Below are 25,451 nucleotides of genomic sequence, written 5' to 3' on the forward strand. Positions count from 1 at the left end.
CGCCCTCATGATCCACGGCCCGCCACAGGTAGTGCGTCACGCTGTTGATCTTGACGAACATCTCGTCGAAGCGCCATTTCCAGCGGCTCGATGCCATCGCCGCAATCCGACGTTTCCGGATCTCGGATGCAAATATCGGTCCGAAGCGGTGCCACCAGAACCGGACGGCTTCGTGGCTGACGTCGACACCACGCTCGTGCAGCAGATCCTCGACGTTCCGGAGCGACAGAGGGAACCGGGCGTACAGCATCACCGCCAGGCGAATGATCTCGGGGCTCGTTTTGAAATACTTGAACGGGTCGCGCTTGAACATGCGACAAGGCTACGGGACCGCCCTGCCCCGATTCGAGGTGAGTTTCTCTGACAGCGCCCCGTCGGTCGGCAGCGTCGGTGACAGCTACGACAATGCTTTGGCCGAGACGATTAACGGTCTTTTCAAGGCAGAGGTCATTCATCGCTGTGGGCCACGGCGCAGCTTCGACGCCGTGGGATATGCCACACTCGAATGGGTCGATTGGTTCAACAACCGCCGCCTGTTGGAACCCATCGGAAACATCCCGCCAGCAGAGGCCGAAGCAAACTTCTACGCAGCTCTGGAAACATCAGACATGGCCGCGTAGCTTAGACAAATCAGCCTCCGGAAAACCCGGCGCGGTTCAGAGCATATAAGCTTGGACGAACATCATCCGGCTGTAACAATGCCCGACATGAGCCCAGTTCAGCAGTTCCAATTTGCCTCGGCCTGAGCCTTAGTTGGTGCGACATTTCCAAGAAATTGAAGGTTGAGAGAGGCCTGTCTCGTTGAACCAAAGCTCCCAGTTGTCTTTTCCCTTTCCAGAGGTCGAACCAACTTCGGAAAAAAAATGAGGGTGGTGTTGCTCATCCTTCGTGACAACTCCGGTAAGAATGACTACTTACTGGTTTGAATGTCGAATTCAGGATCGTCTGCGCCGTGTGGCAGGGCAAGACCGTGCCATCCGGGCTGACGTTCAGCCCGGTCGAGCCCCAGCCGCTCATGCAGGCCTTGGGAAAGTCCGAGTAATAGTCGGGGGGGGGACGAAGTCGATCACCAGTCGACCTGCCTTGTGCCGGATCGCATCGCGCACGATGGCCTTGGCCTTGTCCACTTGTGCGCGTGTGGGTTGCAGACGGGCGCGGTTGGCAAGCGCCCAGCTCTGGAACTGCACGCAGGCAATTTCGATCCGGCATGCGCCCAGCCGTTCCGCCAATGCGATAGTCGCGGGCAGATCGCCTAGATTGTCGCGGTGCATCACCGCGTTTAGCGTTAGCGGAAAGCCAAGCCGGGCGATGTGGCCCGCCACGTGCATCTTACGGTCGAATCCCCCCTGTAGCCGCCGATGCGGTCGGCGATTTCGGCGCTTGCGCCCTGCACGGATAGCTGGATGTGATCGAGTCCGGCATCGTTCAGTGCTTCAAGCCGCGCCTCAGTCAGCCCGATGCCGGAGGTAATGAGATTGGTGTAAAGCCCTGCCTCCCGCGCCGCGATGACCAGGTCCACAAGATCGCGCCGCGAAGCGGGTTCGCCACCAAACAGGTGGAGTTGCAGCACGCCCAGATCCGCCGCCTGTCGGAACACGTCTGCCCATGCTTCGGTCGTGAGCTCTGCGTCCCGCGCGGTCAGTTCCTGCGGGTTCGAGCAGTAGGGACACATCAGAGGGCAACGGTGGGTCAGTTCGGCCAGCATGGCGAGCGGCAGGTCAGGCATTGGGCAACTGCGTTTACGGTTATCCCCCTCGATGACCACTCGTTCGAGAGGATTCTAGTCAGACCAGCGATGCCGCTCTTCGAGGCGGTATAAGACGCAACCCCAATACCGCCTTGAAATGACAAGAGTGACGCGATGTTGACGATGCTGCCGCCGCGGCCCGCTTGCAATCGAGCCCGGGCAAAGGCCTGTGACAGGAAGAATACGGACTTGAGATTGATGTCCATCACGGTGTCCCAATCCGCTTCGGTTAGATCGATGCTGGCTGCGCGCCGGATTTTGCCAGCATTGTTCACGAGTGTGTCGATGGGGCCAAACCTGTCCAGCGCGCCGGAAAATGCCTCGGTCGCCCCGGTGGCAGTACCCAGATCGGCCGCGAGCGGGTCGGCCCGGCCGCCCGCTTCGCGCACTGCTGCAAGAGTGGCATCCATCGGTGACCGGCCCACCGCGATGACATGGGACCCGTGCCGAGCGAGATCCAGCGCGATGGCCTGCCCAATGCCGGTATTGGCGCCGGTGACGAAGGCGCGGGTGCTCTCGAGCGAAAAGCGGTTCATTTTCTCTCCTCATTGAGGGACTCAGGCCGGGCCGAGGGCGACAATAGCGTTCGCGTGGCGGTTTCGGTGGCGGGCAGGTCGGGAACCACGCTACCGGTCGATGACGGCCCGTTTCCAGTCGCCGGACAGGAGCCTGCGATGAAAGGCGGGGAACTTGAGAAACTCTTCCCACAGCAGCAGCGACAGGACCCAGAAGGCCGGAAACCCGAACCACAGAACGGCGAGTGCCGTGGCCGGAACACGGAACAGCCATTGGGCCCAGACGAAGACGTGCATCACGTAGATGGTATCGCCGCTGGCCCTTAGCGTGTTGCCACAGATCGCATTCGAGCCCTTCGGGAAGGGCAGGACAAGCAGCACCGGGAGGAAGCCGAACAGGACGGCGCGGGTCTCCGTGTTCAGATCGGCGTAGAGATTGCCGGCAGACAGACAGACCGCGAGCAGGAGCGCAGAGACGATGGCCGAGGCGACTAGCGCGCCGCGCCAGGCGCTCAGGAGGAAGCGGTCTAGGACCGGCTCGGGCCGCTTCTGCCCGAGAAGCTGTGCAACGATGATCCCAGTCGCCTGCGCCCATTGCATCCCGACCGTGCCGGTCACCATGATCCAGGGCGCGATCAGCGTCATCGCGGCGAATTCATTGAGGCTCAGCCGGGCATAGATCAGCGTGCATACATGGGTGGCGAAGGTGGCGCTGAAGAATGTCGCGGCGATCGGCAGGGCAAAGCCGAGATGGCGGCGCAGCGCCGCCGGGAAGGTCCCCTGACGCCACCCTTGCACGCGCAGGACGTGCCCTTCGCGGCGGAGGAAGAGGTGGAACAGGAAGGCGACCTGAACCACGATGGCGATAGCGCTGCCCATCGCCGCGCCAGTGACGCCGAAGGCCGGAAGCCCCAGGTATCCGTGTATCAACACGATGCTGGTCGCCACGTTGACTGGAAGCGACAGGCAGAAGCTGTAAAGCGGAATCCGGGTCGCGCCGCAGCCGTTGAAATAGCTCGACAGGGTCTGGCCGATCGCCTCTCCTAGGATCACCAGGGAAAAAACCGCGAGATAGTCCCGCGCAAGTGCGCCAACCTCTGCGCTCGGCGCCATGGCGTCGATCACCGAGCCGCCGACCACTACGATCGCGAGGAGGCCGATCACGCCGACGACAAGGCTGATGGCGAGACCGGAGGCAAGCGCCGATTTCAGGAACACCGTCTCGCCGGTCCCAAAGGCCTGTGCCGATCGGATCTGCATCGCGTTCGAGAAGGCGAGGATGCCTCCAAGGACAAACCCCGCGATGGCCGCGGCGAGACCCATGGCAGCGAGCGAAGTCTCGCCCAGCGCCGAGACGAGGTAGGTATCGATCACGACCGTGCCATGCAGGATGATCGCCTTCAGCGTCATCGGCCAAGCGATGGCGAGCACGGTTCGCCATGTCGGGCTGGACGGGCCTGCGCCCTGGATATCGATGGGTGTGACGGACAATTGAACGATGCTTTCAGGTGCGCAAGGGCGAAGGACGACCGGGCGGTCGCCGCAAGCGCCCGCGCGAAGAGCGTGGAAGAGGTAAAGCGGTCCGTGGGGGCCGTCAGGCGCCCGAGGCTTCGAAGTAGTGGGCGCTGTTCTCCGAAATGCTCTCGATCGTCTTGTCGAGCCGGGAGAGGTGAAGCATCCCGATCTTGATAGCCTGGTCGGCGTCATGCACCTTTACGGCCTCCGCGATCGCGCGATGATCGGCCACCAGTTCGGGCATCCTGTCCTCCTTGGAGAGGCCCAGCATGCAGAGGCGGTCGACCTTTGCCTTTTCCGTCATGATGATGTCGAAGGCGAAGTCGATCCCGGCGATGATGCAGAGCATCTTGTGGAACTCGTAGTCCAGCGTGCCGAAGCCCTCGACATCCTTCTCGACGATCGCCTGGTCCTGCTTCGCCAGGGCTTCGTCCAGTCTCACAGCGCCGACCGCGTCGCAATTGGCGGCGGCGAGGCGCAGCACCTCTCTTTCGACAGCCGCGCGAACGAAACGCGACTTGACGATCTCTTTCATCGAGAAGCGTTTCACCTCGGTCGCGCGCTGGGGCCGGATCAGCAGCAGGTCGAGGTTTGCGAGCCGGCTGAACGCGTCGCGGACCGGTTGCCGCGAGACACCGAAGCGGGCCGCGATGTCGGCTTCCGAGATCTTGTCGCCCGGACGCAGCCGCAGGCTCAGGATCTCCTCGTGCAGAAAATCGAAAATGTCGTCTACAGCGGTCCGTCGTTCGCTGAGTTGTGTCACTTGGTCCATCGCGTCTTCTCCATCATGGCGTCCCGTCACCGGGGGCAAGGCGCCGGGCCGGGACGTCCGCATTGCAACCGGATCGTGGCTGCCCTGCATCCTCGTCTCCCGCCTCGGGGTCCGATCCGGCCGTCGATCTGCACTCTGACCCGTTCCGACGGCGCCGCCCAAAGGGTCGCACATCGAGCGATGTCGTAACAACCAACGGACGTCGGAGCATTCCCCGTTCCAGCCCTCGTCCTTCGATCCCGATTCATCCTTCTTTTCATAGGCCTAAGCCGTCTCGAATCCTGTCTAGCATATTTCAGACTAGTATTCCAGAAAAATTACTAGTATACCAGTTTCACTAGCGGTCGAATCGGCCGGACGAAACATAGAGCCGGCAGGAGACGGCGCATCAGGGGGGAAGCTATGACTGGCGTACATCTCAACGGTATCGTCAAAGCATACGGTGCGGTGCAGGTGGTCCACGGGATCGACCTGGAAGTTCAGGAGAAGGAATTCGTCGTGCTGGTCGGGCCTTCGGGCTGCGGCAAGTCGACGACGCTGCGGATGATCGCCGGTCTCGAAGAGATTTCGGACGGCGATCTCACGATCGACGGGCGGCTCGTAAACCGCGTCGCCCCCAAGGATCGCGACGTGGCGATGGTGTTCCAGAACTACGCGCTCTATCCGCACCTGAACGTGGCCGACAACATCGCCTTCGGCCTGCGCATTCGCAAGGAAAGCAAGGAAAAGATCGCGTCCTCGGTGGAAGAGGTCGGCGGCATTCTCGGCCTGACGCCCTACCTTGAGCGCCGCCCGGCAGACCTCTCCGGCGGTCAGCGTCAGCGGGTCGCCATGGGTCGCGCGATCGTCCGCCGCCCCAAGGTATTCCTTTTCGACGAGCCGCTCTCGAACCTCGACGCCAAGCTGCGCACCCAAATGCGCGCAGAGATCAAGCGCCTGCACAAGCGGCTCGGCGCGACCTCGATCTATGTCACCCACGATCAGGTCGAGGCGATGACGCTGGCCGACCGGATTGTCGTCATGCATGACGGGCGGATCGAGCAGATCGGCTCCCCGATGGAGCTGTTCCTGAACCCGGCCAATACTTTCGTTGCGGGTTTCCTCGGTTCGCCGCCGATGAACATGGTCAAGGCTACGGTCATCGCCGGCGACCGAGGCCCGGTCGCCGATTTCGATGGTCAGCGCGTCCAGCTTCAGCAGATCCCGACGCTGACCAACGCGGTGGGGCAAGAGGTTATTCTCGGCATTCGGCCCGAATTTGTTTCGGTTTCCGATCAGGACGATCCGAGCCTGGTCACCCTCGATGTGGATCTGGTGGAGACGCTGGGATCCGAGGCGCTGATTCACGCCAGCCTGCAAGGTGACCCCTTTGTCATCCGCACCGATACCGTCGGCCAGATGCATATCCTCGACGGGATCAAGGGGTTCACCATCGAACCGCACCTCGTGAAGGTCTTCGACGCCAAGACCGGTGATGCGTTGCCCGGACAGGTGCTGGAACAATGACGAACGATCCCAACTTTACAAGCGCCGCCGGTCCGTCGACCGAAGAATTGATCTTCGACGCCACAGAAGCCCAGCGTAGCCGTAAACCCAGCCGCATTGAGCGGGTCGGCGACCACCTGAAGCGGGAATGGCAGCTCTATGTCATGCTGATCCCGACGATCCTGTGGCTGGCGATCTTTCTTTACAAGCCGATGTACGGGCTGCAGATCGCGTTCAAGGATTATTCGGTTTTCCGCGGGGTTGCGGGAAGTCCCTGGATCGGGTTCGAACATTTCCAGACGCTGTTCGGCAATGACCAGTTCCTGCGCGCGCTGCGAAACACGATCATCATCAGCTTCTACGGCCTGATCTTCGGCTTTCCCATGCCGATCCTGCTGGCCCTGATGTTCAACGAGATCCTCAAGCAGACCTTCAAGAAGACGGCTCAGACCATCGTCTACCTGCCCCACTTCGTCTCGTCGGTGATCATTGCGGGCATCGTCATCACGGCCTTCAGCCCGTCGGCGGGGATCGTCAATACCGTCCTCGGATGGCTCGGGATCGAACCCATCTACTTCCTGACCAAGCCCGAATGGTTCCGACCGATCTTTGTCGGCACTGGCATCTGGCAGGAGGCGGGTTTCCAGTCGATCGTCTATCTCGCGGCCATCGCAGGTGTCTCTCCGACGCTCTACGAATCCGCGGTCGTCGACGGCGCCAGCCGCTGGCAGATGATGTGGAAGATCACGCTTCCGTCGATCCTTCCGACCATCATCATCATGCTCATCATCCGGATCGGCAACATGCTGGAGGTCTCCTTCGAGATGATCATCCTGCTCTATCAGCCGGCGACGTACGAAACCGCCGACGTCGTGAACACCTTCATCTATCGCCAAGGCATCCAGGGCGGTCAGTACGACCTTGCCGCAGCAGCGGGCCTGTTCAACGCGGTAGTGGCCTTCGTGCTAGTGATGACGGCCAACGCAATCTCCAAGCGCTACTCGCGCACATCGCTTTGGTGAGGAAGACCGGACAATGACCAACATGAACCTCTATTCGCGTGGCGACAAGATGTTCGTCATCCTGAACATGGTCCTGATCGGCTTGTTCACCCTCTCTACGCTCTACCCGTTCATCTACATCGCCTCATTGTCGATGAGCACCGGGTTCGAGGCCCGCGCCGGCAACGTCATCCTGACTCCGGTCGGGTTCACGCTGGAGGCCTACAAGCAGGTGCTGAGCGAGCCGCTCTTCTGGTCGTCGTACATGAACACCTTTATCTACACGATTGGCGGGACGCTGATGAGTTTGGCCTTCATCATCCCCGGTGCCTACGCCCTGTCGAAGCCTCAGCTCTACGGGCGGCGGTTCTGGAACCTGGTGGTGGCCTTCACCATGTGGTTCAACGCGGGTCTCATCCCGTTCTTCCTGAACATGCGTGACTTGGGTCTGCTCGACAGCTACTTCGGCATCATCATCGGCTTCGCGGTCAACGGCTTCAACATCATCCTGCTACGCAACTTCTTCGAGGGCATCCCGAAGTCCTTCGAAGAGGCTGCCCGGATGGACGGCGCCAACGAGTTCCAGGTGCTCTGGAAAGTGTACATGCCGCTGTCCAAGCCCGCGATCGCCACTGTAGCCCTTTTTTGCGTCGTGTCGCGCTGGAACGGCTTCTTCTGGGCCATGGTTCTCTTGCAGGACGAAGAGAAGATCCCGCTTCAGGTCTACTTGCGCAAGGTCATCGTCGAACTGAGCGACGACGAGGAATTCGCCACGTCCCTGCTGACGGCCGCCTACTCGGTCGAGACCGTCACCGCCGCGATCATCGTCTGCTCGATCATCCCGATCCTGCTCATCTACCCCTTCCTCCAGAAGTACTTCTCCAAGGGCATCCTCTTGGGCGGAGTGAAGGAATGAGTAGCGCCATACCAACCGATCAACCACGGAAACAAGCAATTCGCAAAAGGGAGGATACCATGCGAACGTTCAAACTGGCAGCTGCTGCCATCATCGGAACCACGGCCCTTACGGCGCCGGCTCTTGCCGAAAGCCAACTGCCGATCGTCGACGAGCCGCTGGAGCTGACGGTCCACATGCACTGGGCCCGCGCTCAGGGCTACGGCCCCGGCGGCGACACCTCCAAGATCTACCCGGTCGAGGAAGTGGCGCGCGAGAAAACCAACATCCACCTGATCGACCAAACCTCCGGCCGTAACTCCACCCAGCAGGAAGAAGCGATGAACCTGCTGCTGGCCACTGGCGACCTGCCCGACATCGTCGGTGGCGCCAAGATCAAGCAACCGGTCAACGAATACGGGCCGCAAGGTGCCTTCGTGCCGCTCAACGACCTGGTCGAGGAACATGCGCCCAACATCAAGGCGTGGTTCGACGAGCATCCCGACATCTGGAAAGCGATCCAGGCCTATGACGGCAACGTCTATTACATTCCGTACCTGCCCGACGGCAAATACGCCCGCGCCTGGTTTGTCCGCCAGGACTGGCTCGACAAGCTCGGCCTCGAACAGCCCGACAATGTCGACGAGCTCTACGACGTGCTGGTGGCCTTCCGCGACCAGGACCCCAACGGCAACGGCGTGAAAGACGAGATCCCGTTCTTTGCCCGTGCCTGGGAAGAAGTCCTGCGCCTGCTGGTGCTGTGGGACGCACGCTCCACCGGCGCCGATGTTTACCACGAGTTCTATATCGCCGACGACGGCACCATTCAGCACCCCTACGCGCAGGAAGGCTACCGCGACGGCCTGGCCAATATCGCCAAGTGGTACGAGGAAGGCCTGATCGACGGCGAGATCTTCACCCGGGGTTCGTCCTCGCGCGACTTCCTCCTGGGCGAGAACCTGGGCGGCATGACCCATGACTGGTTCGCCTCGACCAGCGGTTACAACATCGCGCTGGCCGAAAAGGTCGAGGGCTTCAACTTCATCCCCTTCCTGCCGCCGAAATCGGTGTCGGGCAAGCGAATCGAAGAGAACCGCCGCATCCCGATGAAGCCCGATGGCTGGGCGATCACCTATTCCAACGAACACCCGGTCGAGACCATCAAATACTTCGACTTCTGGTTCTCGGAGGAAGGCAGCCTGCTGGCCAACTTCGGCGTCGAGGGCAAGACCTGGGACATGGTGGACGGTCAGCCTGTCTACAAGGACGAGGTGCTGAACTCCGGCCAAGCGGTCAACAGCCAGATGTACCTGGAAGGCGCGCAGATCTATCGCGGCTATCCGCAGGACTACCGTTACGAATGGCAGTGGACCCGCGACTCTGCGCGCAAGGGCATCGAACTTTACGACAGCGAGGATCTGCTGGTCGATCAGTTCCTGGGCGTGGCCTTCAACAAGGACGAGCAGGCGGTCTACGACAAGTACTTCCCGTCGATCCAGACCTACATGCTGGAGCGCCAGCAAGCCTGGATCCTGGGTACCGGCGACGTCAAGGAGGAGTGGGACGATTACATCTCCGCGCTCAACAAGATGGGCTACCAGGAGGTCCTCGAGGTGATGAACTCGGCATACGAGCGCCAGTACTCGAACTGAGCCTCCCCAATTTCCCGCGAACTGTGTGCGGCCGATCCCCGGCCGCGCGCCCCCACTTACCCAAGCGAAAGACCTGACCGATGCCTGGCGCCGCTGTTCTTCCCAAGCTCGACGAACCCAAGACCGGACGACTGACGATCCAGTATGCGCCAGGCGCCGGCAGTGAGATGACCGAGAACCCGCCGCGGTTCACGTGGCTTCCGGTGATCGAGGACGAGGCCGAATACGTGCTGCGCATCTCGACCGATCCCGAGTTCAGAGCCAAGGGCACCCTGGTCTATGCGAACATCGCCCTGAACTTCTTCACGCCTGACGTCGCGCTGGCCCCGGGAGAATATCACTGGTCCTATGCGGTCTGCGACGCGGCCGGGAAACCGGCGTCGAGTTGGAGCAGCACCCGCAGCTTCACGATCACCGACGACCTGCCGCAATCTCCAGTGCCGTCTCGCTCCAAACGTCTTGCCGAAGCGCCGACCAGCCACCCGAGGCTGTGGCTCTCGCAGGAGCGACTGGCGGCGTTCAGAGACGCGGTAAAGGCGGACCCGGACCATTGCACCTGGTCCACCTTTTTCGAGCGATCCGTTCTGCCCTGGATGGACCGCGAGGTCATGAAGGAGCCTGCGGGTTACCCGGGCCACCAGCGCACCGCTCCGGTCTGGCGGCAGACCTACATCGACCTCCAGGAACACATGTACGCGGTCCGGCACCTCGCCATCGGCGGGCAGGTCACACAGGACCAGGCGATGCTGAACCGAGCCAAGGCGTGGCTTCTGGAAGCGGCAAGCTGGGACCCGATGGGCGTCACCTCGCGCGCCTATACCGACGAATGGGCCTACCGCGTCACGAATGCGCTCGCCTGGGGTTACGACTGGCTCCACGACCAGTTGGACGAGCGCGAGCGTGAGCGGGTGCGCGATGCCCTCCTGGCACGCACCCGCGACATCGCGGAACACGCGATCACCAACGCCAAGATCCACTTGTTTCCCTATGACAGCCACGCTGTGCGGTCGGTCTCTCTGACGCTGATCCCCGCCTGCATCGCACTGCTCGGCGACGACGAGGACGACGAGGCGCGCGACTGGCTCAACTACTGCATCGAGTTTCTGGCCACGGTCTATTCGCCCTGGGGCGACAGCGATGGCGGATGGGCCGAGGGCACCAATTACTGGATGATGGGCATGGCATATCTGATCGAGGCGGCTAACCGGCTGAAATCCTTCACCGGCATCGACCTCTACAAGCGGCCCTTCTTCCGCAACACCGGGGACTTCCCGCTCTTCTGCAAGGCGCCCAATACCCGTCGCGCCACCTTTGGCGACGACTCGACCCAAGGCGATCTGCCCTGCATCAAGACCGGCATCAACCTGCGCCAATACGCCGGTGTCACCGGCAATGGCGCCTACCAGTGGTACCACGAGGAACTGACCCGGCTGAACCCGGGGACCGAAGACGCCTTCTACAATTGGGGCTGGTGGGACACCAACTTCGACGAGCTGACCTACCTGACCGATTATCCGCAGGTCGAAGCCGCCGCGCCGCCGTCCGGCATGCGCCACTTCCGCGGCATCGGCTGGGTCGGCATCCAGCACGAGATGGCGGACCCGGACAAGCACATCCAGTTCGTCTTCAAGTCCTCGCCCTACGGCTCGATCAGCCACAGCCACGGTGACCAGAACGCCTTCTGCCTGGCCGCCTACGGCGAGGACCTGGCGATCCAGTCGGGCTACTACGTGGCCTTCAACTCGACCATGCACCGCAAGTGGCGGCGCCAGACCCGATCGAAGAACGCCATCCTGATTAACGGCATGGGGCAATACGCCGAGAAGGACAAGGCGCAGGCGATGTCCGCCACCGGACGCATCCTCGCCGCCGAAGAGCGCGACGACCACATCTACATCAAGGGCGATGCCACCGCGGCCTACAAGTCGCTGTCGCCCGAGGTAACGCTGGCCGAGCGCGAGGTCTATTTCGTGCGCAACAGCTACTTCGTTATCGTCGACAAGGTCGATGCCGACACGCCGGTGACGCTGGACTGGCTGCTGCATGCCAACCAACCGTATGAGCTGGGCAAGACCTCGTTCCGCAATACCGGCGAACGGGCGGGGTTCTATGGGCAGGTGGTCTGGTCCGAGGCGGGGAAGCCCGAGATGACGCAGGAAACCGGTTTCCCGGACGTCGATCCGGCGGAATACGAAGGCCTGCCGGTCTCGACCTGCTTGCACGCTAAGTACCCGGCCGCCACCCGGCATCGCATAGCGACGTTGCTGGTGCCCTATCGACTGGCCGAACCGAAGCGGATTTTCCATTTCCTCGACGACCAGGGCTACGACGCCGACCTCTACTTCACCGACGCCAACGAGAACACGTTTCGCGTGGTGATGAAGAAGCTGGCCAACACCTGACACGATCACGCGGAGGCAAGCACATGTCTGTAAAGAACTATTTCCCCGCCAAGGAGAACGCCCTGTTCGACGCGGGCGGCGGGCTGACCCGAATGGTCGGCGCCTACAATGACAACGCGATGGTGGTCGAGGTGCATTTCGAAACCGGCACCGTGGCCGCGCGCCACCACCACCCGAATGAACAGATCACCTATGTGATCTCGGGCCGGTTCGAATTCACCGTGGGCGACGACACCTACATCGTCGGCCCCGGGGACTCGCTCTACAAGCAGCCGAATATCGAACACGGCGCGACCTGCCTCGAGGCAGGCACGCTGCTGGATATCTTCACCCCGCATCGGGAGGATTTCCTGTGAAAGACAATCCACAAGAACAGCACAAGGGAGTGCAAAGCATGTCCAAACCCGTCATCGGTTTCATCGGCCTCGGCCTGATGGGCGGCAACATGGTCGAGAACCTTCAGAACAAGGGCTACGATCTCGTGATCATGGACCTTAACAAGGATGCGGTGGAGGCGGTTCTCAACCGCGGCAAAGCCAAGAAGGCCGCATCGCCCAGGGAACTTGCCAAGGCGAGCGACATCGTCATGCTGTGCCTGACCACGTCGGATGTGGTCGAGAAGGTCGTCTACGGCGACGATGGCATCCTTGCCGGAATGTCGGAGGGCAAGGTGCTGATCGACTTCGGCACCTCGATCCCGGCCTCCACCAAGAAGATCGGCGCCGACCTGGCCGGGAAAGGTGCCGGCATGATCGACGCGCCGCTGGGCCGCACGCCGGCTCACGCCAAGGACGGTCTGCTGAACATCATGGTCGGTGGCGACAAGGCGACCTTCGAGAAGGTCAAACCGGTGCTTGATGACCAAGGCGAGAACGTCTTTTACCTCGGGCAGCTGGGATCGGGTCACGTCACCAAACTGATCAACAACTTCATGGGCATGACCACCGTTTGCACGATGAGCCAGGCCTTTGCCGTCGCCGATCGCGCCGGGGTCGACCGTGCCCAGCTGTACGAGATCATGTCGACGGGCCCGTCGAATTCGCCCTTCATGGGCTTCTGCAAGAACTACGCGGTGGACGGCGTCAGCGACCTGGGCTTCTCGATCAACAACGCCAACAAGGACCTGGGCTATTTCCTGAAGATGGTCGGGGACCTGGGCACCCGGGCCGAGATCGCCGAGGGCACCTCGCACAACCTTCAAGCGGCCGTGGAGGCCGGTCTGGGAGACGGCAATGTGCCGGAAATCTTTGACTACTTCCTGAAGCTGACCGCTGGCGGAACAGCCGCCACGCCCCGCAAGCAAGCTTCGGGAAGCTGATGAAGCCCGCGGGGAAAACAGCCATCGTTACCGGTGGCGGGCGTGATATCGGGTGGGCCTGCGCGGTCAAGCTGGCCTCGCAGGGCGCCAATGTGGCGGTGAACTATTTCGCCAGCAGCGCAGGTGCGGAAGCAACCGTGTCCGAGATCGAAAAACTGGGCGGCCGGGCCATCGCCGTCCAAGGCGATCTGAACGATCAGGCAGATGTCGAAACGCTTGTGTCCGCAACGGTCGAAACCTTTGGCGGTGTCGATATCCTCGTGAACAATGCGGGCGGCCTGATCGCGCGCAAGACCATCGCCGAGATGCCCCTCGCGCACTGGCAGGCGGTCATGGACCTCAACCTCACCAGCACCTTCTTGGTGATCAAGGCTTGCCTGACGCACATGACCAGGGGCGCAATCGTGAACCTCGCAAGCCAGGCGGGTCGCGATGGTGGCGGTCCGGGTGCGGTGGCCTATGCAACGTCGAAGGTCGCGGTCATGACCATGACCCGCGGCCTTGCGAAGGAACTCGGTCCGGCGATCCGCGTGAACGCGCTCTGCCCCGACATGATCGACACCGACTCCCACAAGGTCCACACCGCCGACGCCGCGCGCAGCGGCTTCGAGGCCGCGGCCCCGGTCAAACGTCAGGGCATGCCCGAGGATGTGGCGAACCTGGTCCTGTTCCTCGCTTGCGAGGACTCCGCCTTCGTGACCGGGACGAATATCGACATCAACGGCGGCATGCTCTTCAGCTGAGCTAACCGCCAGCCGCTTTCCCGACCGCCGGCGGCGTAACCCGAACCCAAACAGGAGATCCAAATGCCAAATGTCCTCATTGCCGGAACCGGATTTGCCGGCCAGGGCCATGCTGACGCCTTTCGCTGGGCGGGTGCGGACGTGGTCGGCATCGTGGGGCGCACGCCCGAAGTCGTTCGCGACGTGGCCGCAAGGAAACGGATCCCCTACGGCAGCACCGACTGGCAGGAGGCGCTGAACGTATGCCGTCCCGATATCGTTTCGATTGCGACGCCGGGCGGCGCGCATGTGGAGACGATCCGGCAGGCCATCGAGGCAGGGTGTCACGTCTTCGTCGACAAGCCGATGACCCATAGCGGCGAAACGGCCGTCGCCCTGCGTGAGCTCGCAGAGACGAAAGACGTCAAGACCGCCTATGCCGCCAGCTTCCGCTATACGCCGTCGGTGCTGCACGCGCGGCGACTCGTCAGCCAGGGCACCATCGGCGAGCCGACCGAGGTCGAGTGTCTCTCGCATTTCAACCTCGAGCGCGGCATTCCCTTCGGCTGGTCGCACCGGGCGGAGCAAGGCGGCGGACGACTCAACAACAACTTCACCCACACGCTGTCCATCGTCACGTCGGTCGTCGGCGACACGATCCTGCGTGTCGCCGGCGAGGTGCGCGACGACCTCGGCCGCGCGCCCATCGTCGAGGGCGTGCACAATTTCGCCAAGCGGCGAAACTTCATTCCCGAAAATCTGGGCGATCCGTCGCTGAAATGGGGCACGAGCAACGTCGAATGGTCCTACACCGTGCTGGCGCAACTTCAGAGCCCATTCGCCCCGCGCCCCGTCTCTGTGCTGTTCAAACATGGCGGCCTCGTGCCCCGCTTCCGCGAAGACCACATCGTATTCTATGGCACGGAAGGCGCGATCTACCTTGACGGCCATTACGGCAGCGGCCAGTTGCACCTGCACAAAGACGGGAAATGGCGGGCCTGCCCGTTGCCGCCAGACATCGCCGCCGAGGTTCCGGATGTCGAGGGGGAGACCGAGCAGTGCTGGCACCACCTGACGCGTCTGTTCGTCCGCGACATCCAAGGCGAGCAGGTCGAGCCCTACCCGACTTTCCGCGAAGGCAGTCAATACCAGCGGATTATCGACCTGATCCGCGAACACAACGGCTGGACGGATGTGACCCGGCCGGCCGAGGAGGCCGCGGCATGAAGATCACCGATGCGAAAGTATTCGTCGGCGGTCCGAAGAAGAACTATGTCACGCTGAAGATCTTCACGGATCAAGGCGTCTACGGGCTGGGAGACGCCACGCTCAACAACCGCGAGACGCTACCTGCCGCCTACCTGCGGGACTACATCGTGCCGAACCTGATCGGCATGGACCCCCGCAACTCCGAGGACGTCTGGCAGTTTTTCTACCGCGGCGCCTATTTCCGGCGCGGTCCCGTGGCGATGGCCGCGTTCGGGGCCGTCGACATGGCGCTATGGGATATCAAGGGCAAGCTGGCGGGACTGCCAGTCTACCAGCTTCTCGGCGGCAAGAGCCGCGAGGGCGCGCTGGTCTATGCCCACGCGACCGGGGCGGACCTGCCGGATCTGATGGACTCGATCGCCTACTATGTCGACGAAGGCTACAGGGCGGTCCGCGTGCAATGCGGCATCCCCGGCATGCCTTCGGCCAGCTACGCCGTGCCCGAAAAGAAGGGCGACATCAGCAACTACATCACGGATTACACCGGAATCCGGCCGAAGGTGGAGGTCTGGGACACCGGCAAGTACATGCGCTACATGCCCGGCGCCCTTGCCGAAATCCGCGACCGCTTCGGCCCCGACCTGCACATCCTGCACGACGTCCATCACAGGCTCCTGCCGCGCGAGGCGGCGGAGTTTGCCAAGGCGGTCGAGCCCGTCGGTCTCTACTGGCTTGAGGATCCGACCCCGGCCGAGGACCAGCAGGCGCTGCGCCTGATCCGCAAGCACTCCACCACGCCCATCGCCATCGGCGAGGTCTTCAACTCAATCTGGGAGTGCAACAGGCTGATCGAAGAAGAGCTGATCGACTATATCCGCGTGGCCGTCACCTATGCAGGCGGCATCACCCATGTCCGCCGCATCGTCGACCTGGCGGGGCTCCACCACGTGCGCACCGGCTTTCACGGCGCGCCGAGCCATTCCCCGATCAGCATGGCGGCTCAGGCGCACCTGAACGCCTGGGCGCCCAACTTCGGTATCCAGGAATACTTAGTGCTGGGCACGCCCGAATGCGACGCGCTGTTTCCCTCGGAACATCGGATGGAGTACGGGCTGTATTATGTCAGCGATGCCCCGGGCCTCGGCGTCGACTTCGACGAGGCAGAGGCCGCGCGCTACGACTACACGCCGGGAAGCCACCCGGTCGTCAGGCTGGAGGACGGCACGCTTTGGAACTACTGACACCCAACGCACCGGCGTTCCGAGTTCTTGCCATCGGAGAATGCATGGCCGAACTCGCGCCGCTCGAGACGCCGGGTGACTACCGCCTTGGCTTCGCCGGCGATACCTTCAACACCGCCTGGTATCTGGCCCGCATGCGGCCCGACGCGGCCGTGTCCTATTTCACAGCCGTCGGAACCGACACGCTGTCGAACCAGATGCGCGCGGTCTTCACGGCAGCAGGGATCGACGACGTCCATGTGCGCGCCCTGCCCGACCGGACCGTCGGCCTGTACCTTATCGCCCTCGAAAACGGCGAGCGCAGTTTCTCCTACTGGCGGGGCCAATCCGCCGCCCGGCACCTTGCTGACGACCCGGAGGCGCTGGCGCGGGCGATGGACAACGCGGATCTCGTCTATTTCTCCGGGATCACGCTGGCCATCCTCGCGCCGCCGGCGCGCGAGACCCTGCTGGGCGCGCTGCGCCACGCACGTGCGGACGGCAAGCGCATCGTCTTCGACCCCAATCTGCGCCCGCGCATATGGTCCTCAAAGGAAGAGATGACCGACACCATTATGGCAGGTGCCAAGATCAGCGACATCGCCCTGCCCTCGTTCGAGGACGAGGCGCGCTGGTTCGGCGACGCGGACCCGGACGCGACCGTGGAGCGATACCGGGCCGCCGGTGTCAGAATCGTGATCGTGAAGAACGGGGGTGCGCCGGTGCATTACCGGAAGGACAGCGAAAGCGGGACCGTCGCCGTGCCACCTCTGACCCATGTCGCCGACACCACGGCGGCTGGCGACAGTTTCAACGCTGCGATCCTTGCCGGAATTGATGGTGCCCAGTCTTTGCGGGACACGATCGCACACGCCTGCCGTCTCGCCGGACAAGTCGTGCAGCGGAAGGGCGCTCTTGTTCCCGTCGACCTTGCCGCGCTCACATCGTAGAACCGACGCCGCTTGCCGGCAATCTCCTGCATCTCCTTGCGTTTCTCAGCGCTGTCAGGCGGGCGGTCTCGCCGGACAGTATTGGGATCCACACCGACCAGCATGCAGGCCCGGCGCTGCCAGATGTCGTGATCCCGCATCACCCTGAGTGCCGCCTCTCAGAGCTTGGTCAATGTCGTCAGCTCTTTCCCAGCAGGTTCTTCAGCACAGCATTGTCCAGCATGGTATCAGCGGGCAGGCGCTTGAGTATGGCGTTCGCGTCCTCGAGGGCCTTCAGCCTGGCCGCCTCTGACGCCTCCATGCCGCCATACTTGGACTTGGGCTTGAAGAACGCCGCCGTACTCAGCCCATGCCTGCCCGCCAAGACAACCGGGGCCAGCGTGCGATCGCATTGCGACCCCGCCATCGTCGATTTCCAGAGCTTCATGAAAGACCTCGACGACACGGTCCTCAAGGTCCTGGCCGACCACGCCGCCTTCGATGCCCTCGCTGCAAAGGTGCTCGGCGCCGAACCGCGCAATCGGATTCGAGGCGCTGAAGGCCGAGGTGGTGAACTGGTCGAACCGCTGCCACACGCTGTTGACCGGGCCCTCCCCGATCCGGCCTGGAGTCCGGCGCGGTTCGATGCGGTGTCGATGATCTTCGATCGTCTGACCGTGCTCGACTCGGGCCGAAGGAGGATGACCACATCATCGCCGAAAATATCCTGCCTACGCGGGCCGCGACTTGCCCAACAATTGTGCGCATCGCCCGGGCGCACACTTCTTCCACCCGCTTTTTGTTTACATTCCCGCGCCGAGTCGCAGATCTCACCCCATGACCCGCCCGCTCAGTATCACCATCGTCGAACCGGACCGCGACCGCGCGCTGCTGATCGTCGACAGCCTGCGCGCGGCGGGAGATTTCGACATCCAGGTGATTGCCGAACCCACAAGCCTGGCACGCCGCGTTGAGGAGCGCCAGCCGGACATCGTGCTGATCGACATCGAGGACCCGTCGCGCGACATGCTGGAGGAACTGGCGCTGGCCTCGGGCACGCAGGAGCGCGCGGTGGCGATGTTCGTCGACCGCTCCGAGGACGGGTTGTCGGCGGCGGCGATCGAGGCGGGGGTGTCGGCCTATGTGGTCGACGGGATGCAGCCGTGGCGCATCAAGCCGGTGCTCGACGCCGCGATCACCCGGTTCCGAATGTTCCAGCGGATGCGCACCGAGCTGGCCGAGACCAAGCGCGCATTGGAAGAACGCAAGGTGATCGACCGCGCCAAGGGCATGCTGATGAAGGCCCGCGGCATCGGCGAGGATGAGGCCTATGCGCTGTTGCGCAAGACGGCGATGGACCAGGGCAAGCGGGTGGCCGACGTGGCCCAGGCGCTGGTGACCGCGGCGGGGCTCCTGGGATGAGCGTGACCGAGCTGTCCGCCGGGTTCATCCCGCTGGTCGATGCCGCGCCGCTGATCGTGGCGCAGGAGATGGGCTTTGCCGCAGAGGAAGGCATTGCGTTGGAGTTGCGCCGCGCGCCGTCGTGGTCGTCGCTGCGCGACATGCTGATTTTCGGCAAGGTGGATGCGGCGCACATGCTGGCGCCGGTGCCGGTGGCGACGGCGCTGGGGCTGGGCGGCGCGGGTGCGGCGCTGTCTGCGGTGTCGGTGCTGTCGGTCAATGGCAACGTGATCGGGGTCAGCCGGGACCTGGCAAGGCGGTTGCGCGATGCGGGCCACGGCTTCGGCTTTGACGATGCACGCGGCGCGGGCGAGGCGCTGATCGACGCGGCCGAGGATCGGCTGCGGATCGGCGTGCCGTTCCCATTTTCGATGCATGCCGAGCTGGTCTATTACTGGCTGTCGGCTCTGGGCCTGCCCGCGCAGCAATCGGTCGACATAAGGACGGTACCGCCGCCCCTGATGGGCGATGCGATCCGCGCGGGCGAGATAGACGCCTTCTGCGTCGGCGAACCCTGGGGCAGCCAGACGGTCGAGAACGACGTGGGCGAACTGCTGCTGCCGGGCAAGGCGATCTGGGCCTTTGCCCCGGAAAAGGTGCTGGCCGTGCGCCGGGACTGGGCCGGGGACGAAGGCGCGCTTCTGGGGCGGCTGGTGCGCGCCGTGTGGCGGGCCGGGCGCTGGCTGGCGGACCCGTCGTCGCGCAGCCTGACCGCAGAGATCCTATCGCGGCCCGATTACCTGAACCTGCCTTCGGACATCCTCGACCGGGCGCTGTCGGGACGTTTGGTGGTCTCGTCGCGCGGCGAGGAGCGCATGGTGCCGGGGTTCGTGGAGTTCCACGCCGCCGCCGCGACCTTTCCGTGGCGCAGCCAGGCGGAGTGGATCGGGCTGCAACTGGCTGCCCGGACCGGGCTGGAGCGGGGGGCGGCGCAGACCGCCGCCGCGTCCGTCTTCCGCAGCGATCTGCACCGTCAGGCGCTCTCCGGCATGGCCGCGGGTCTGCCTACGGCCTCGTCCAAGCTCGAGGGCGCCGTCACCAAGGACACCGTCGTGGCATCCGAGTCGGGGCGGCTGATTCTCCGCCCCGACGGGTTTTTCGATGGCCGGATTTTTGACCCGGATCGCAGCTGACGCCCATTTATTGTGCAGTCGCGGCGAGAAATCACGCCGCAGCGCAGCAAGATGTTCGCACCCCCTGCGATTGTCTTTTGCCCGGGACCCGCGCGTTTGGCATAACCGGGGCATCGGCTGGCAACGGGGCCAGACGTACGGAATTCTCCTCATAGCCTGAGGATACGTGAGCAAAGCCGCTCGACCCTCCACCAACCGGTGGAGTGCGTCAGCGGCTTTTTATGTTTTGCCCGGGTGCCACTCCTCCCACCCGGGCGCAGACCAAAGGGACAGACCCATGAAGAACATCCTCCTCGCCCTGGCGGCCACGACAACGATGACCAGCCCGGCCTTGGCCGAGCTGGAACTGGAAAAGGACGAGCTGACGTTCGGCTTCATCAAGCTGACCGACATGGCCCCGCTGGCGGTGGCCTACGAGCAGGGCTACTTCCTCGACGAGGGCCTGTTCGTGACGCTGGAAGCCCAGGCGAACTGGAAGGTGCTGCTCGACGGCGTGATCGACGGCCAGCTCGACGGCGCGCACATGCTGGCCGGCCAGCCCTTGGCCGCCACCATCGGCTTCGGCACCGAGGCGCATATCATCACCCCCTTCTCGATGGACCTGAACGGCAACGGCATCACCGTCTCCAACGAGATCTGGGAACAGATGAAGCCGAACATCCCGGCCGACGCCGAGGGCAAGCCGATTCACCCGATTTCTGCCGAGGCGCTGGCGCCGGTGGTCGAGAAGTACAAAAACGAGGGCAAGCCCTTCAACATGGGCATGGTTTTCCCGGTCTCGACCCACAATTACGAGTTGCGCTACTGGCTGGCTGCCGGTGGGTTGCACCCGGGTTATTACTCGCCCGAGAACATCTCGGGACAGATCGGCGCCGACGTGCTGCTTTCGGTGACGCCGCCGCCGCAGATGCCCGCCACCCTGGAGGCCGGCACCATCTATGGCTACTGCGTCGGTGAGCCGTGGAACCAGCAGGCAGTGTTCAAGGGCATCGGCGTGCCGGTCATCACCGACTACGAGCTGTGGAAGAACAATCCCGAAAAGGTCTTCGGCATTACCGCAGACTTCGCCGAGCAGTATCCCAACACCACGCTGGCCGTGACCAAGGCGCTGATCCGCGCCGCGATCTGGCTGGATGAGAATGACAATGCCAACCGCATGGAGGCGGTCGAGATCCTGTCGCTCCCGGAATATGTGGGCGCCGATGCGGAGGTGATTGCCGCCTCGATGACCGGCACCTTCGAATATGAAAAGGGCGACAAGCGCGAGGTGCCCGATTTCAACGTGTTCTTCCGCTACAACGCCACCTACCCGTTCTACTCCGACGCGGTCTGGTACCTGACGCAGATGCGCCGCTGGGGGCAGATTGCCGAGGCCAAGCCCGACAGCTGGTACGACGAGGTGGCGAAGTCGGTCTACAAGCCCGAGATCTACCTCGAAGCGGCCCGCCTGCTGGTCGACGAGGGATTGGCCAACGAGGCAGACTTTCCCTGGGACAGCGATGGTTACAAGGCGCCGACACCCGCCGCGGACATCATCGATGGCATTGCCTACGACGGCAAATCCCCCAACGCCTATCTCGACAGCCTGCCGATCGGCCTGAAAGGCGAGCAGATTGTTGTCGGCACCGACGTCGAAGGCTGACCAAGACTTGCCGCTTCCCGCCACGGCGAGAAGCGGCACCACCCCTAGCTGCTACCCCGAACGCGAGGACGCCCCCGATGACCACCGTTGACCCCGATTTCGCCGCTGCCGAGGCCCGCGAAGCCCGTCGCGCCCGGCTCTTCACCCGTATCAACGCCGCCGACAAGTGGTGGCAAGTACTGGGCCTGAGCTGGGTCACCCCGGTCCTGAAAGCCGCCGCCGGTGACAACCCCAGGGCGCAGATCACGGAGATCTGGCGCCTTCTGGCGGTGCCGCTGCTGGCGATCGCCGCCTTCCTGATGCTTTGGGGGGCGCTGGCGCCCAAGGTGCAGACCTCGCTGGGCGCCGTACCCGGACCGGTGCAGGTCTGGGAAGAGGCGGTGAACCTGCACGAGGACGCACAGGCCAAGGCCGCCAAACAGGCCAAGTTCGAGGAAATGGTCGAGAAGCGGAACCAGAAGTTCATCGACACGGGCGCGCCCGAGAAGGTCAAGACCGTGGCCTATACCGGCGCGCCCTCCTACTATCAGCAGATTTGGACCTCGATCCAGACCGTGTTCTTCGGCTTCCTACTGGCCACCATCGTGGCCGTCCCCCTTGGCATTCTTGCGGGCCTTTCGCCCACCGCCAACGCGGGCCTGAACCCGCTGATCCAGATTTTCAAACCAGTCTCGCCGCTGGCCTGGCTGCCCATCGTGACCATGATCGTTTCGGCCATGGCGGCCACCGAGGGCGGGCTTTTCGCCAAAAGCTTCATCATCTCGGCCGTCACCGTGACGCTCTGTTCGCTCTGGCCGACACTAATCAACACCTCGCTGGGTGTGGCCTCGATCGACAAGGATCTGGTGAACGTCTCCAAGGTGCTGAAGATGAACACCTGGACCAAGATCACCAAGCTGGTGCTGCCCTCGGCCCTGCCGCTGATCTTCACCGGGTTGCGCCTGTCGCTCGGTGTCGGCTGGATGGTGCTGATCGCCGCCGAGATGCTGGCGCAGAACCCCGGGCTCGGCAAGTTCGTCTGGGACGAATTCCAGAACGGGTCGTCGTCGAGCCTCGCCAAGATCATGGTCGCGGTTCTGACCATCGGCATCATCGGCTTCCTGCTGGATCGCGTGATGTTCGCTCTGCAATCCCTCTTCACCTTCTCGAACAACCGGTGACCGAAGCGGCAACGCAGGAAAGGACAAGCAGATGAGCATCATCGAATTCGACAATGTCTCCAAGAGCTTCGGCGAAGACACCAACGCCACACCGGTTCTGAGGAACATCAACCTTGAAGTGCAGGAGGGCGAGTTCCTCGTTCTCCTGGGCTTCTCGGGCACCGGCAAGACGACGCTGATCAACATGATGGCGGGGATCGACACCCCTACCCGTGGCAGCGTCACCTTCAAGGGCAAGCCCATTACCGGCCCGGGGCCGGAGCGTGGCGTGATCTTCCAGAACTATTCGCTGATGCCCTGGCTCACGGTGCAGGGCAACGTGATGCTGGCGATCGACACGGTCTTTCCCAAGATGCCGAAGGCCGAGAAGATCGAAAAGGCCGCGCATTACATCAAGATGGTGGGCCTTAGCCACGCAGCCACGCGCCGCCCGGCCGAACTGTCTGGCGGAATGCGCCAGCGGGTCAACGTGGCGCGTGCGCTTGCGATGAACCCCGAGGTTCTGTTGCTCGACGAGCCGCTTTCGGCGCTTGACGCGCTGACCCGTGCCAACCTGGCCGACGAGATCGAGGCGATCTGGGAAGCCGACAAGAAGACCTGCGTCCTGATCACCAATGACGTGGACGAAGCGATCATGCTGGCCGACCGGATCATCCCGCTAAATCCCGACGGCACGCTGGGCGAGGAGTTCAATGTGTCGATCCCGCGCCCGCGCGACCGGGGCGAGATGAACCACCACGAAGGTTTCAAGAAGCTGCGCGCGGCGGTGACCACCTACCTGATGGAGGTGGGCATCGAGGCAAAGGTCGAAGGCAGCCGCATTCTGCCCGACGTGACACCGGTGCATGGCGTGCCGAAGGCCGTCAAGGAAGCGCAGGAAGGCATGATCGAAGAACGCTTCCTCGACTTCAGCCAGCTGCACAAGATCTACCCGACCCCGAAAGGCCCGCTGACCGTGGTCGAGGATTTCGACCTGAAGGTGAACCGCGGCGAGTTCATCTCCCTGATCGGTCACTCGGGCTGCGGCAAGTCCACGGTGCTGACAATGGCCGCCGGCCTCAACAGCATTTCGAAGGGCGCGATACGGCTGGATGGCTACCACGTGCAGGGCGCCGATCCCGAGCGCGCCGTGGTGTTCCAGTCGCCCAACCTCTTCCCCTGGCTCACCGCGCGGGAAAACTGCGCGATCGGCGTGGACAAGGTGTATCCGAAAGCGTCACAAGCCGAGCGTCAGGATGTGGTGGAATACTACCTTGAGCGAGTCGGTCTGGCCGATGCGATGGACCGCTCGGCCAATGACATGTCGAACGGCATGAAACAGCGCGTCGGCATCGCCCGGGCCTTCGCCCTGTCTCCCAAGCTGCTGCTGTTGGATGAGCCCTTCGGCATGCTCGACAGCCTCACCCGCTGGGAATTGCAGGAAGTGCTGATGGAAGTCTGGAGCCGCACCAAGGTGACCGCGATCTGCGTCACGCACGATGTCGATGAGGCGATCCTTCTGGCCGACCGCGTGGTGATGATGACGAACGGTCCGCAAGCCACCATCGGCCGCATCGTCAACGTCGATCTGCCCCGCCCCCGCACCCGCAAGGCGCTGCTGGAGCACCCGGATTACTACGCCTACCGCGACCAGGTTCTGAGCTTCCTCGAGGAATACGAGCACGGCGCCAAGGGCAAGTCGGAGATGGCCAAAGAGGCCAAGCCCGAGGCAGACGAAAAGGAAGCCGCGTGATGGAAGCGCTGATCGAGAAAGACGCGAAGGCTTTCGTTCAGGTCACCGAGTATTGGGTGCCCGAGAACGGCAGGCTGGTGCTCGCGGGCGGCAACTACGGCGATCTGGACGACTTCGCCAAGGCCTCCGGCCAGACCTCCTTCGAGAAGGGCCAAGGCCTGCCCGGCAAGGCCTGGGCCGAAGCGCGCCCGGTGGTGTTCAAAGGGTTCGACCCGGCCAACTTCCTGCGCGCCGAGGCCGCCGAGAAGGCGGGGCTCACCAGCGCCGTGGCGGTGCCGCTCTTTGACGGCGAAACGCTGAAATCGGTGCTTGTCGTGCTTTGCGGCGATGGCGAAGACCGGATCGGCGCCATCGAAGCCTGGAAGGCCAAGGACAACCTCCTGATGCTGGACGATGGCTATTACGGCGCGGCCAAGCATTTCGAATTTGTCTCGAAACACACGCATTTCCCGCGCGGCCAGGGCCTGCCCGGTGCGGTCTGGGCGTCGGGTACGCCGATCCTGATGCGTGATCTGGGCGCGGGCTATGCCTTTATCCGCTCGGAAAGCGCGGGCAAGGCCGGGCTGACCACCGGGCTCGGCCTGCCGATCCCGGTGCCGGGGGGCGAGACCTTCGTGCTCACCCTGCTTTCGGCCCGCGGCACGCCGATCGCGCGGCGTTTCGAGATCTGGGATGCGCGCGCCGCCAAGGTGGGCAAGGCCAACGAGGCCGTGCTGATCGACGGCATCTGCGCCAATGACGGCCCGCTCTGGACCGGCGAGGCGGAAGAGCCGCGCAAGGTTGCCGCATGGCAGGGGCTCATTGGCCGCGTGCTGGGCACCGGGCTGCCGGTTGTCGAAAGCGGCGTGCCGGGCATTGCCGGTGGCTACAGGGACGTCACCGCCGTTCCCATCCATTCCAGGGGCGAGCTTTCGCACGTCGTCGCCTGGTATTCGTGAAAG

Annotated in this window: 21 protein-coding genes and 3 pseudogenes; 18 read left to right on the forward strand and 6 right to left on the reverse strand. The window is 63.3% G+C overall.

The annotated features are described in order from the left end of the window. A partial coding sequence (locus AC04PT_RS12245; protein WP_482873987.1) for an IS6 family transposase occupies nucleotides 1-313 on the reverse strand: 313 nt, incomplete at its 3' end. Between the two features lie 58 nt (nucleotides 314-371). Between AC04PT_RS12245 and AC04PT_RS12250 the strand changes: the two are divergent. Beyond that, a pseudogene (locus AC04PT_RS12250) lies at nucleotides 372-620 on the forward strand (integrase core domain-containing protein); the annotation flags it as partial. A 295-nt stretch (nucleotides 621-915) separates the two neighbouring features. Here the strand turns inward: AC04PT_RS12250 and pqqE are convergent. The 4 genes and pseudogenes from pqqE to AC04PT_RS12270 all read right to left on the reverse strand — a co-directional run. Next, nucleotides 916-1,726: pseudogene (gene pqqE / locus AC04PT_RS12255) on the reverse strand (pyrroloquinoline quinone biosynthesis protein PqqE); the annotation flags it as partial. Further along, nucleotides 1,690-2,283: an SDR family NAD(P)-dependent oxidoreductase gene (locus AC04PT_RS12260; protein ID WP_482873988.1), complete on the reverse strand. Its 594-nt coding sequence runs from the start codon at nucleotides 2,281-2,283 to the stop codon at nucleotides 1,690-1,692. The pseudogene pqqE and the gene AC04PT_RS12260, both read right to left, overlap by 37 nt. Nucleotides 2,284-2,373: 90 nt before the next feature. Then, on the reverse strand, nucleotides 2,374-3,753 hold the full coding sequence (locus tag AC04PT_RS12265; RefSeq protein WP_482873989.1) for an MATE family efflux transporter: 1,380 nt from the start codon (nucleotides 3,751-3,753) through the stop codon (nucleotides 2,374-2,376). 103 nt (nucleotides 3,754-3,856) lie between these two features. Beyond that, nucleotides 3,857-4,549, reverse strand: a complete 693-nt coding sequence (locus AC04PT_RS12270; RefSeq protein WP_482873990.1) for a GntR family transcriptional regulator — start codon at nucleotides 4,547-4,549, stop codon at nucleotides 3,857-3,859. A gap of 402 nt (nucleotides 4,550-4,951) precedes the next feature. Between AC04PT_RS12270 and AC04PT_RS12275 the strand changes: the two genes are divergently transcribed. From AC04PT_RS12275 to AC04PT_RS12325, 11 genes are all read left to right on the forward strand, one after another. Continuing rightward, a complete protein-coding gene (locus tag AC04PT_RS12275) occupies nucleotides 4,952-6,055 on the forward strand; it encodes an ABC transporter ATP-binding protein (RefSeq protein WP_482873991.1) in 1,104 nt (367 codons plus the stop codon). Beyond that, nucleotides 6,052-7,056, forward strand: coding sequence for an ABC transporter permease (locus AC04PT_RS12280; protein WP_482873992.1), 1,005 nt, complete (start codon nucleotides 6,052-6,054; stop codon nucleotides 7,054-7,056). The genes AC04PT_RS12275 and AC04PT_RS12280 overlap by 4 nt, the downstream gene beginning before the upstream one ends. 13 nt (nucleotides 7,057-7,069) lie before the next feature. Beyond that, complete coding sequence (locus AC04PT_RS12285; protein WP_482873993.1) at nucleotides 7,070-7,951, forward strand: carbohydrate ABC transporter permease; 882 nt, start codon at nucleotides 7,070-7,072, stop codon at nucleotides 7,949-7,951. Nucleotides 7,952-8,010: 59 nt separating this feature from the next. Continuing rightward, the gene (locus AC04PT_RS12290; RefSeq protein WP_482873994.1) at nucleotides 8,011-9,582 is read left to right on the forward strand and encodes an extracellular solute-binding protein; all 1,572 of its coding nucleotides are present in this window, start codon (nucleotides 8,011-8,013) and stop codon (nucleotides 9,580-9,582) included. Nucleotides 9,583-9,662: 80 nt separating this feature from the next. Then, on the forward strand, nucleotides 9,663-11,984 hold the full coding sequence (locus tag AC04PT_RS12295; RefSeq protein ID WP_482873995.1) for a DUF4962 domain-containing protein: 2,322 nt from the start codon (nucleotides 9,663-9,665) through the stop codon (nucleotides 11,982-11,984). A gap of 23 nt (nucleotides 11,985-12,007) precedes the next feature. Next, complete coding sequence (locus AC04PT_RS12300) at nucleotides 12,008-12,340, forward strand: cupin domain-containing protein (protein WP_482873996.1); 333 nt, start codon at nucleotides 12,008-12,010, stop codon at nucleotides 12,338-12,340. Next, complete coding sequence (locus tag AC04PT_RS12305; protein WP_482873997.1) at nucleotides 12,337-13,302, forward strand: NAD(P)-dependent oxidoreductase; 966 nt, start codon at nucleotides 12,337-12,339, stop codon at nucleotides 13,300-13,302. The genes AC04PT_RS12300 and AC04PT_RS12305 overlap by 4 nt, the downstream gene beginning before the upstream one ends. Beyond that, nucleotides 13,302-14,045 carry an SDR family NAD(P)-dependent oxidoreductase gene (locus AC04PT_RS12310; RefSeq protein WP_482873998.1) on the forward strand — a complete coding sequence of 248 codons (744 nt, stop codon included), beginning with the start codon at nucleotides 13,302-13,304 and terminating at the stop codon, nucleotides 14,043-14,045. Before AC04PT_RS12305 ends, AC04PT_RS12310 begins: the two co-directional genes overlap by 1 nt. Nucleotides 14,046-14,108: 63 nt before the next feature. Then, nucleotides 14,109-15,251 carry a Gfo/Idh/MocA family protein gene (locus AC04PT_RS12315; protein WP_482873999.1) on the forward strand — a complete coding sequence of 381 codons (1,143 nt, stop codon included), beginning with the start codon at nucleotides 14,109-14,111 and terminating at the stop codon, nucleotides 15,249-15,251. Next, the gene (gene manD / locus AC04PT_RS12320) at nucleotides 15,248-16,474 is read left to right on the forward strand and encodes a D-mannonate dehydratase ManD (RefSeq protein ID WP_482874000.1); all 1,227 of its coding nucleotides are present in this window, start codon (nucleotides 15,248-15,250) and stop codon (nucleotides 16,472-16,474) included. The genes AC04PT_RS12315 and manD overlap by 4 nt, the downstream gene beginning before the upstream one ends. Next, complete coding sequence (locus tag AC04PT_RS12325) at nucleotides 16,462-17,403, forward strand: sugar kinase (protein WP_482874001.1); 942 nt, start codon at nucleotides 16,462-16,464, stop codon at nucleotides 17,401-17,403. Before manD ends, AC04PT_RS12325 begins: the two co-directional genes overlap by 13 nt. Here AC04PT_RS12325 and AC04PT_RS12330 read toward each other — a convergent pair. Further along, nucleotides 17,403-17,758 (reverse strand): annotated as a pseudogene (locus AC04PT_RS12330) (transposase); the annotation flags it as partial. The gene AC04PT_RS12325 and the pseudogene AC04PT_RS12330 sit on opposite strands and share 1 nt — an antisense overlap. 461 nt (nucleotides 17,759-18,219) lie before the next feature. Between AC04PT_RS12330 and AC04PT_RS12335 the strand changes: the two are divergent. The 6 genes from AC04PT_RS12335 to AC04PT_RS12360 all read left to right on the forward strand — a co-directional run bounded on the left by AC04PT_RS12335 (nucleotide 18,220) and on the right by AC04PT_RS12360 (nucleotide 25,448). Further along, nucleotides 18,220-18,804: an ANTAR domain-containing response regulator gene (locus AC04PT_RS12335; protein ID WP_482874002.1), complete on the forward strand. Its 585-nt coding sequence runs from the start codon at nucleotides 18,220-18,222 to the stop codon at nucleotides 18,802-18,804. Continuing rightward, the gene (locus AC04PT_RS12340; RefSeq protein ID WP_482874003.1) at nucleotides 18,801-19,976 is read left to right on the forward strand and encodes a CmpA/NrtA family ABC transporter substrate-binding protein; all 1,176 of its coding nucleotides are present in this window, start codon (nucleotides 18,801-18,803) and stop codon (nucleotides 19,974-19,976) included. The genes AC04PT_RS12335 and AC04PT_RS12340 overlap by 4 nt, the downstream gene beginning before the upstream one ends. 277 nt (nucleotides 19,977-20,253) lie before the next feature. After that, a complete protein-coding gene (locus AC04PT_RS12345; protein WP_482874004.1) occupies nucleotides 20,254-21,618 on the forward strand; it encodes a CmpA/NrtA family ABC transporter substrate-binding protein in 1,365 nt (454 codons plus the stop codon). Between the two features lie 77 nt (nucleotides 21,619-21,695). After that, nucleotides 21,696-22,778: an ABC transporter permease gene (locus AC04PT_RS12350; RefSeq protein WP_482874005.1), complete on the forward strand. Its 1,083-nt coding sequence runs from the start codon at nucleotides 21,696-21,698 to the stop codon at nucleotides 22,776-22,778. A gap of 31 nt (nucleotides 22,779-22,809) precedes the next feature. Continuing rightward, nucleotides 22,810-24,510: an ABC transporter ATP-binding protein gene (locus AC04PT_RS12355; protein WP_482874006.1), complete on the forward strand. Its 1,701-nt coding sequence runs from the start codon at nucleotides 22,810-22,812 to the stop codon at nucleotides 24,508-24,510. Further along, entirely contained in the window at nucleotides 24,510-25,448 is a 939-nt protein-coding gene (locus tag AC04PT_RS12360) for a GAF domain-containing protein (RefSeq protein ID WP_482874007.1), read from the forward strand. Before AC04PT_RS12355 ends, AC04PT_RS12360 begins: the two co-directional genes overlap by 1 nt. The last annotated feature ends 3 nt before the right edge of the window (nucleotides 25,449-25,451 follow it).

This window comes from Litorisediminivivens sp. KMU-197 (assembly GCF_056858395.1).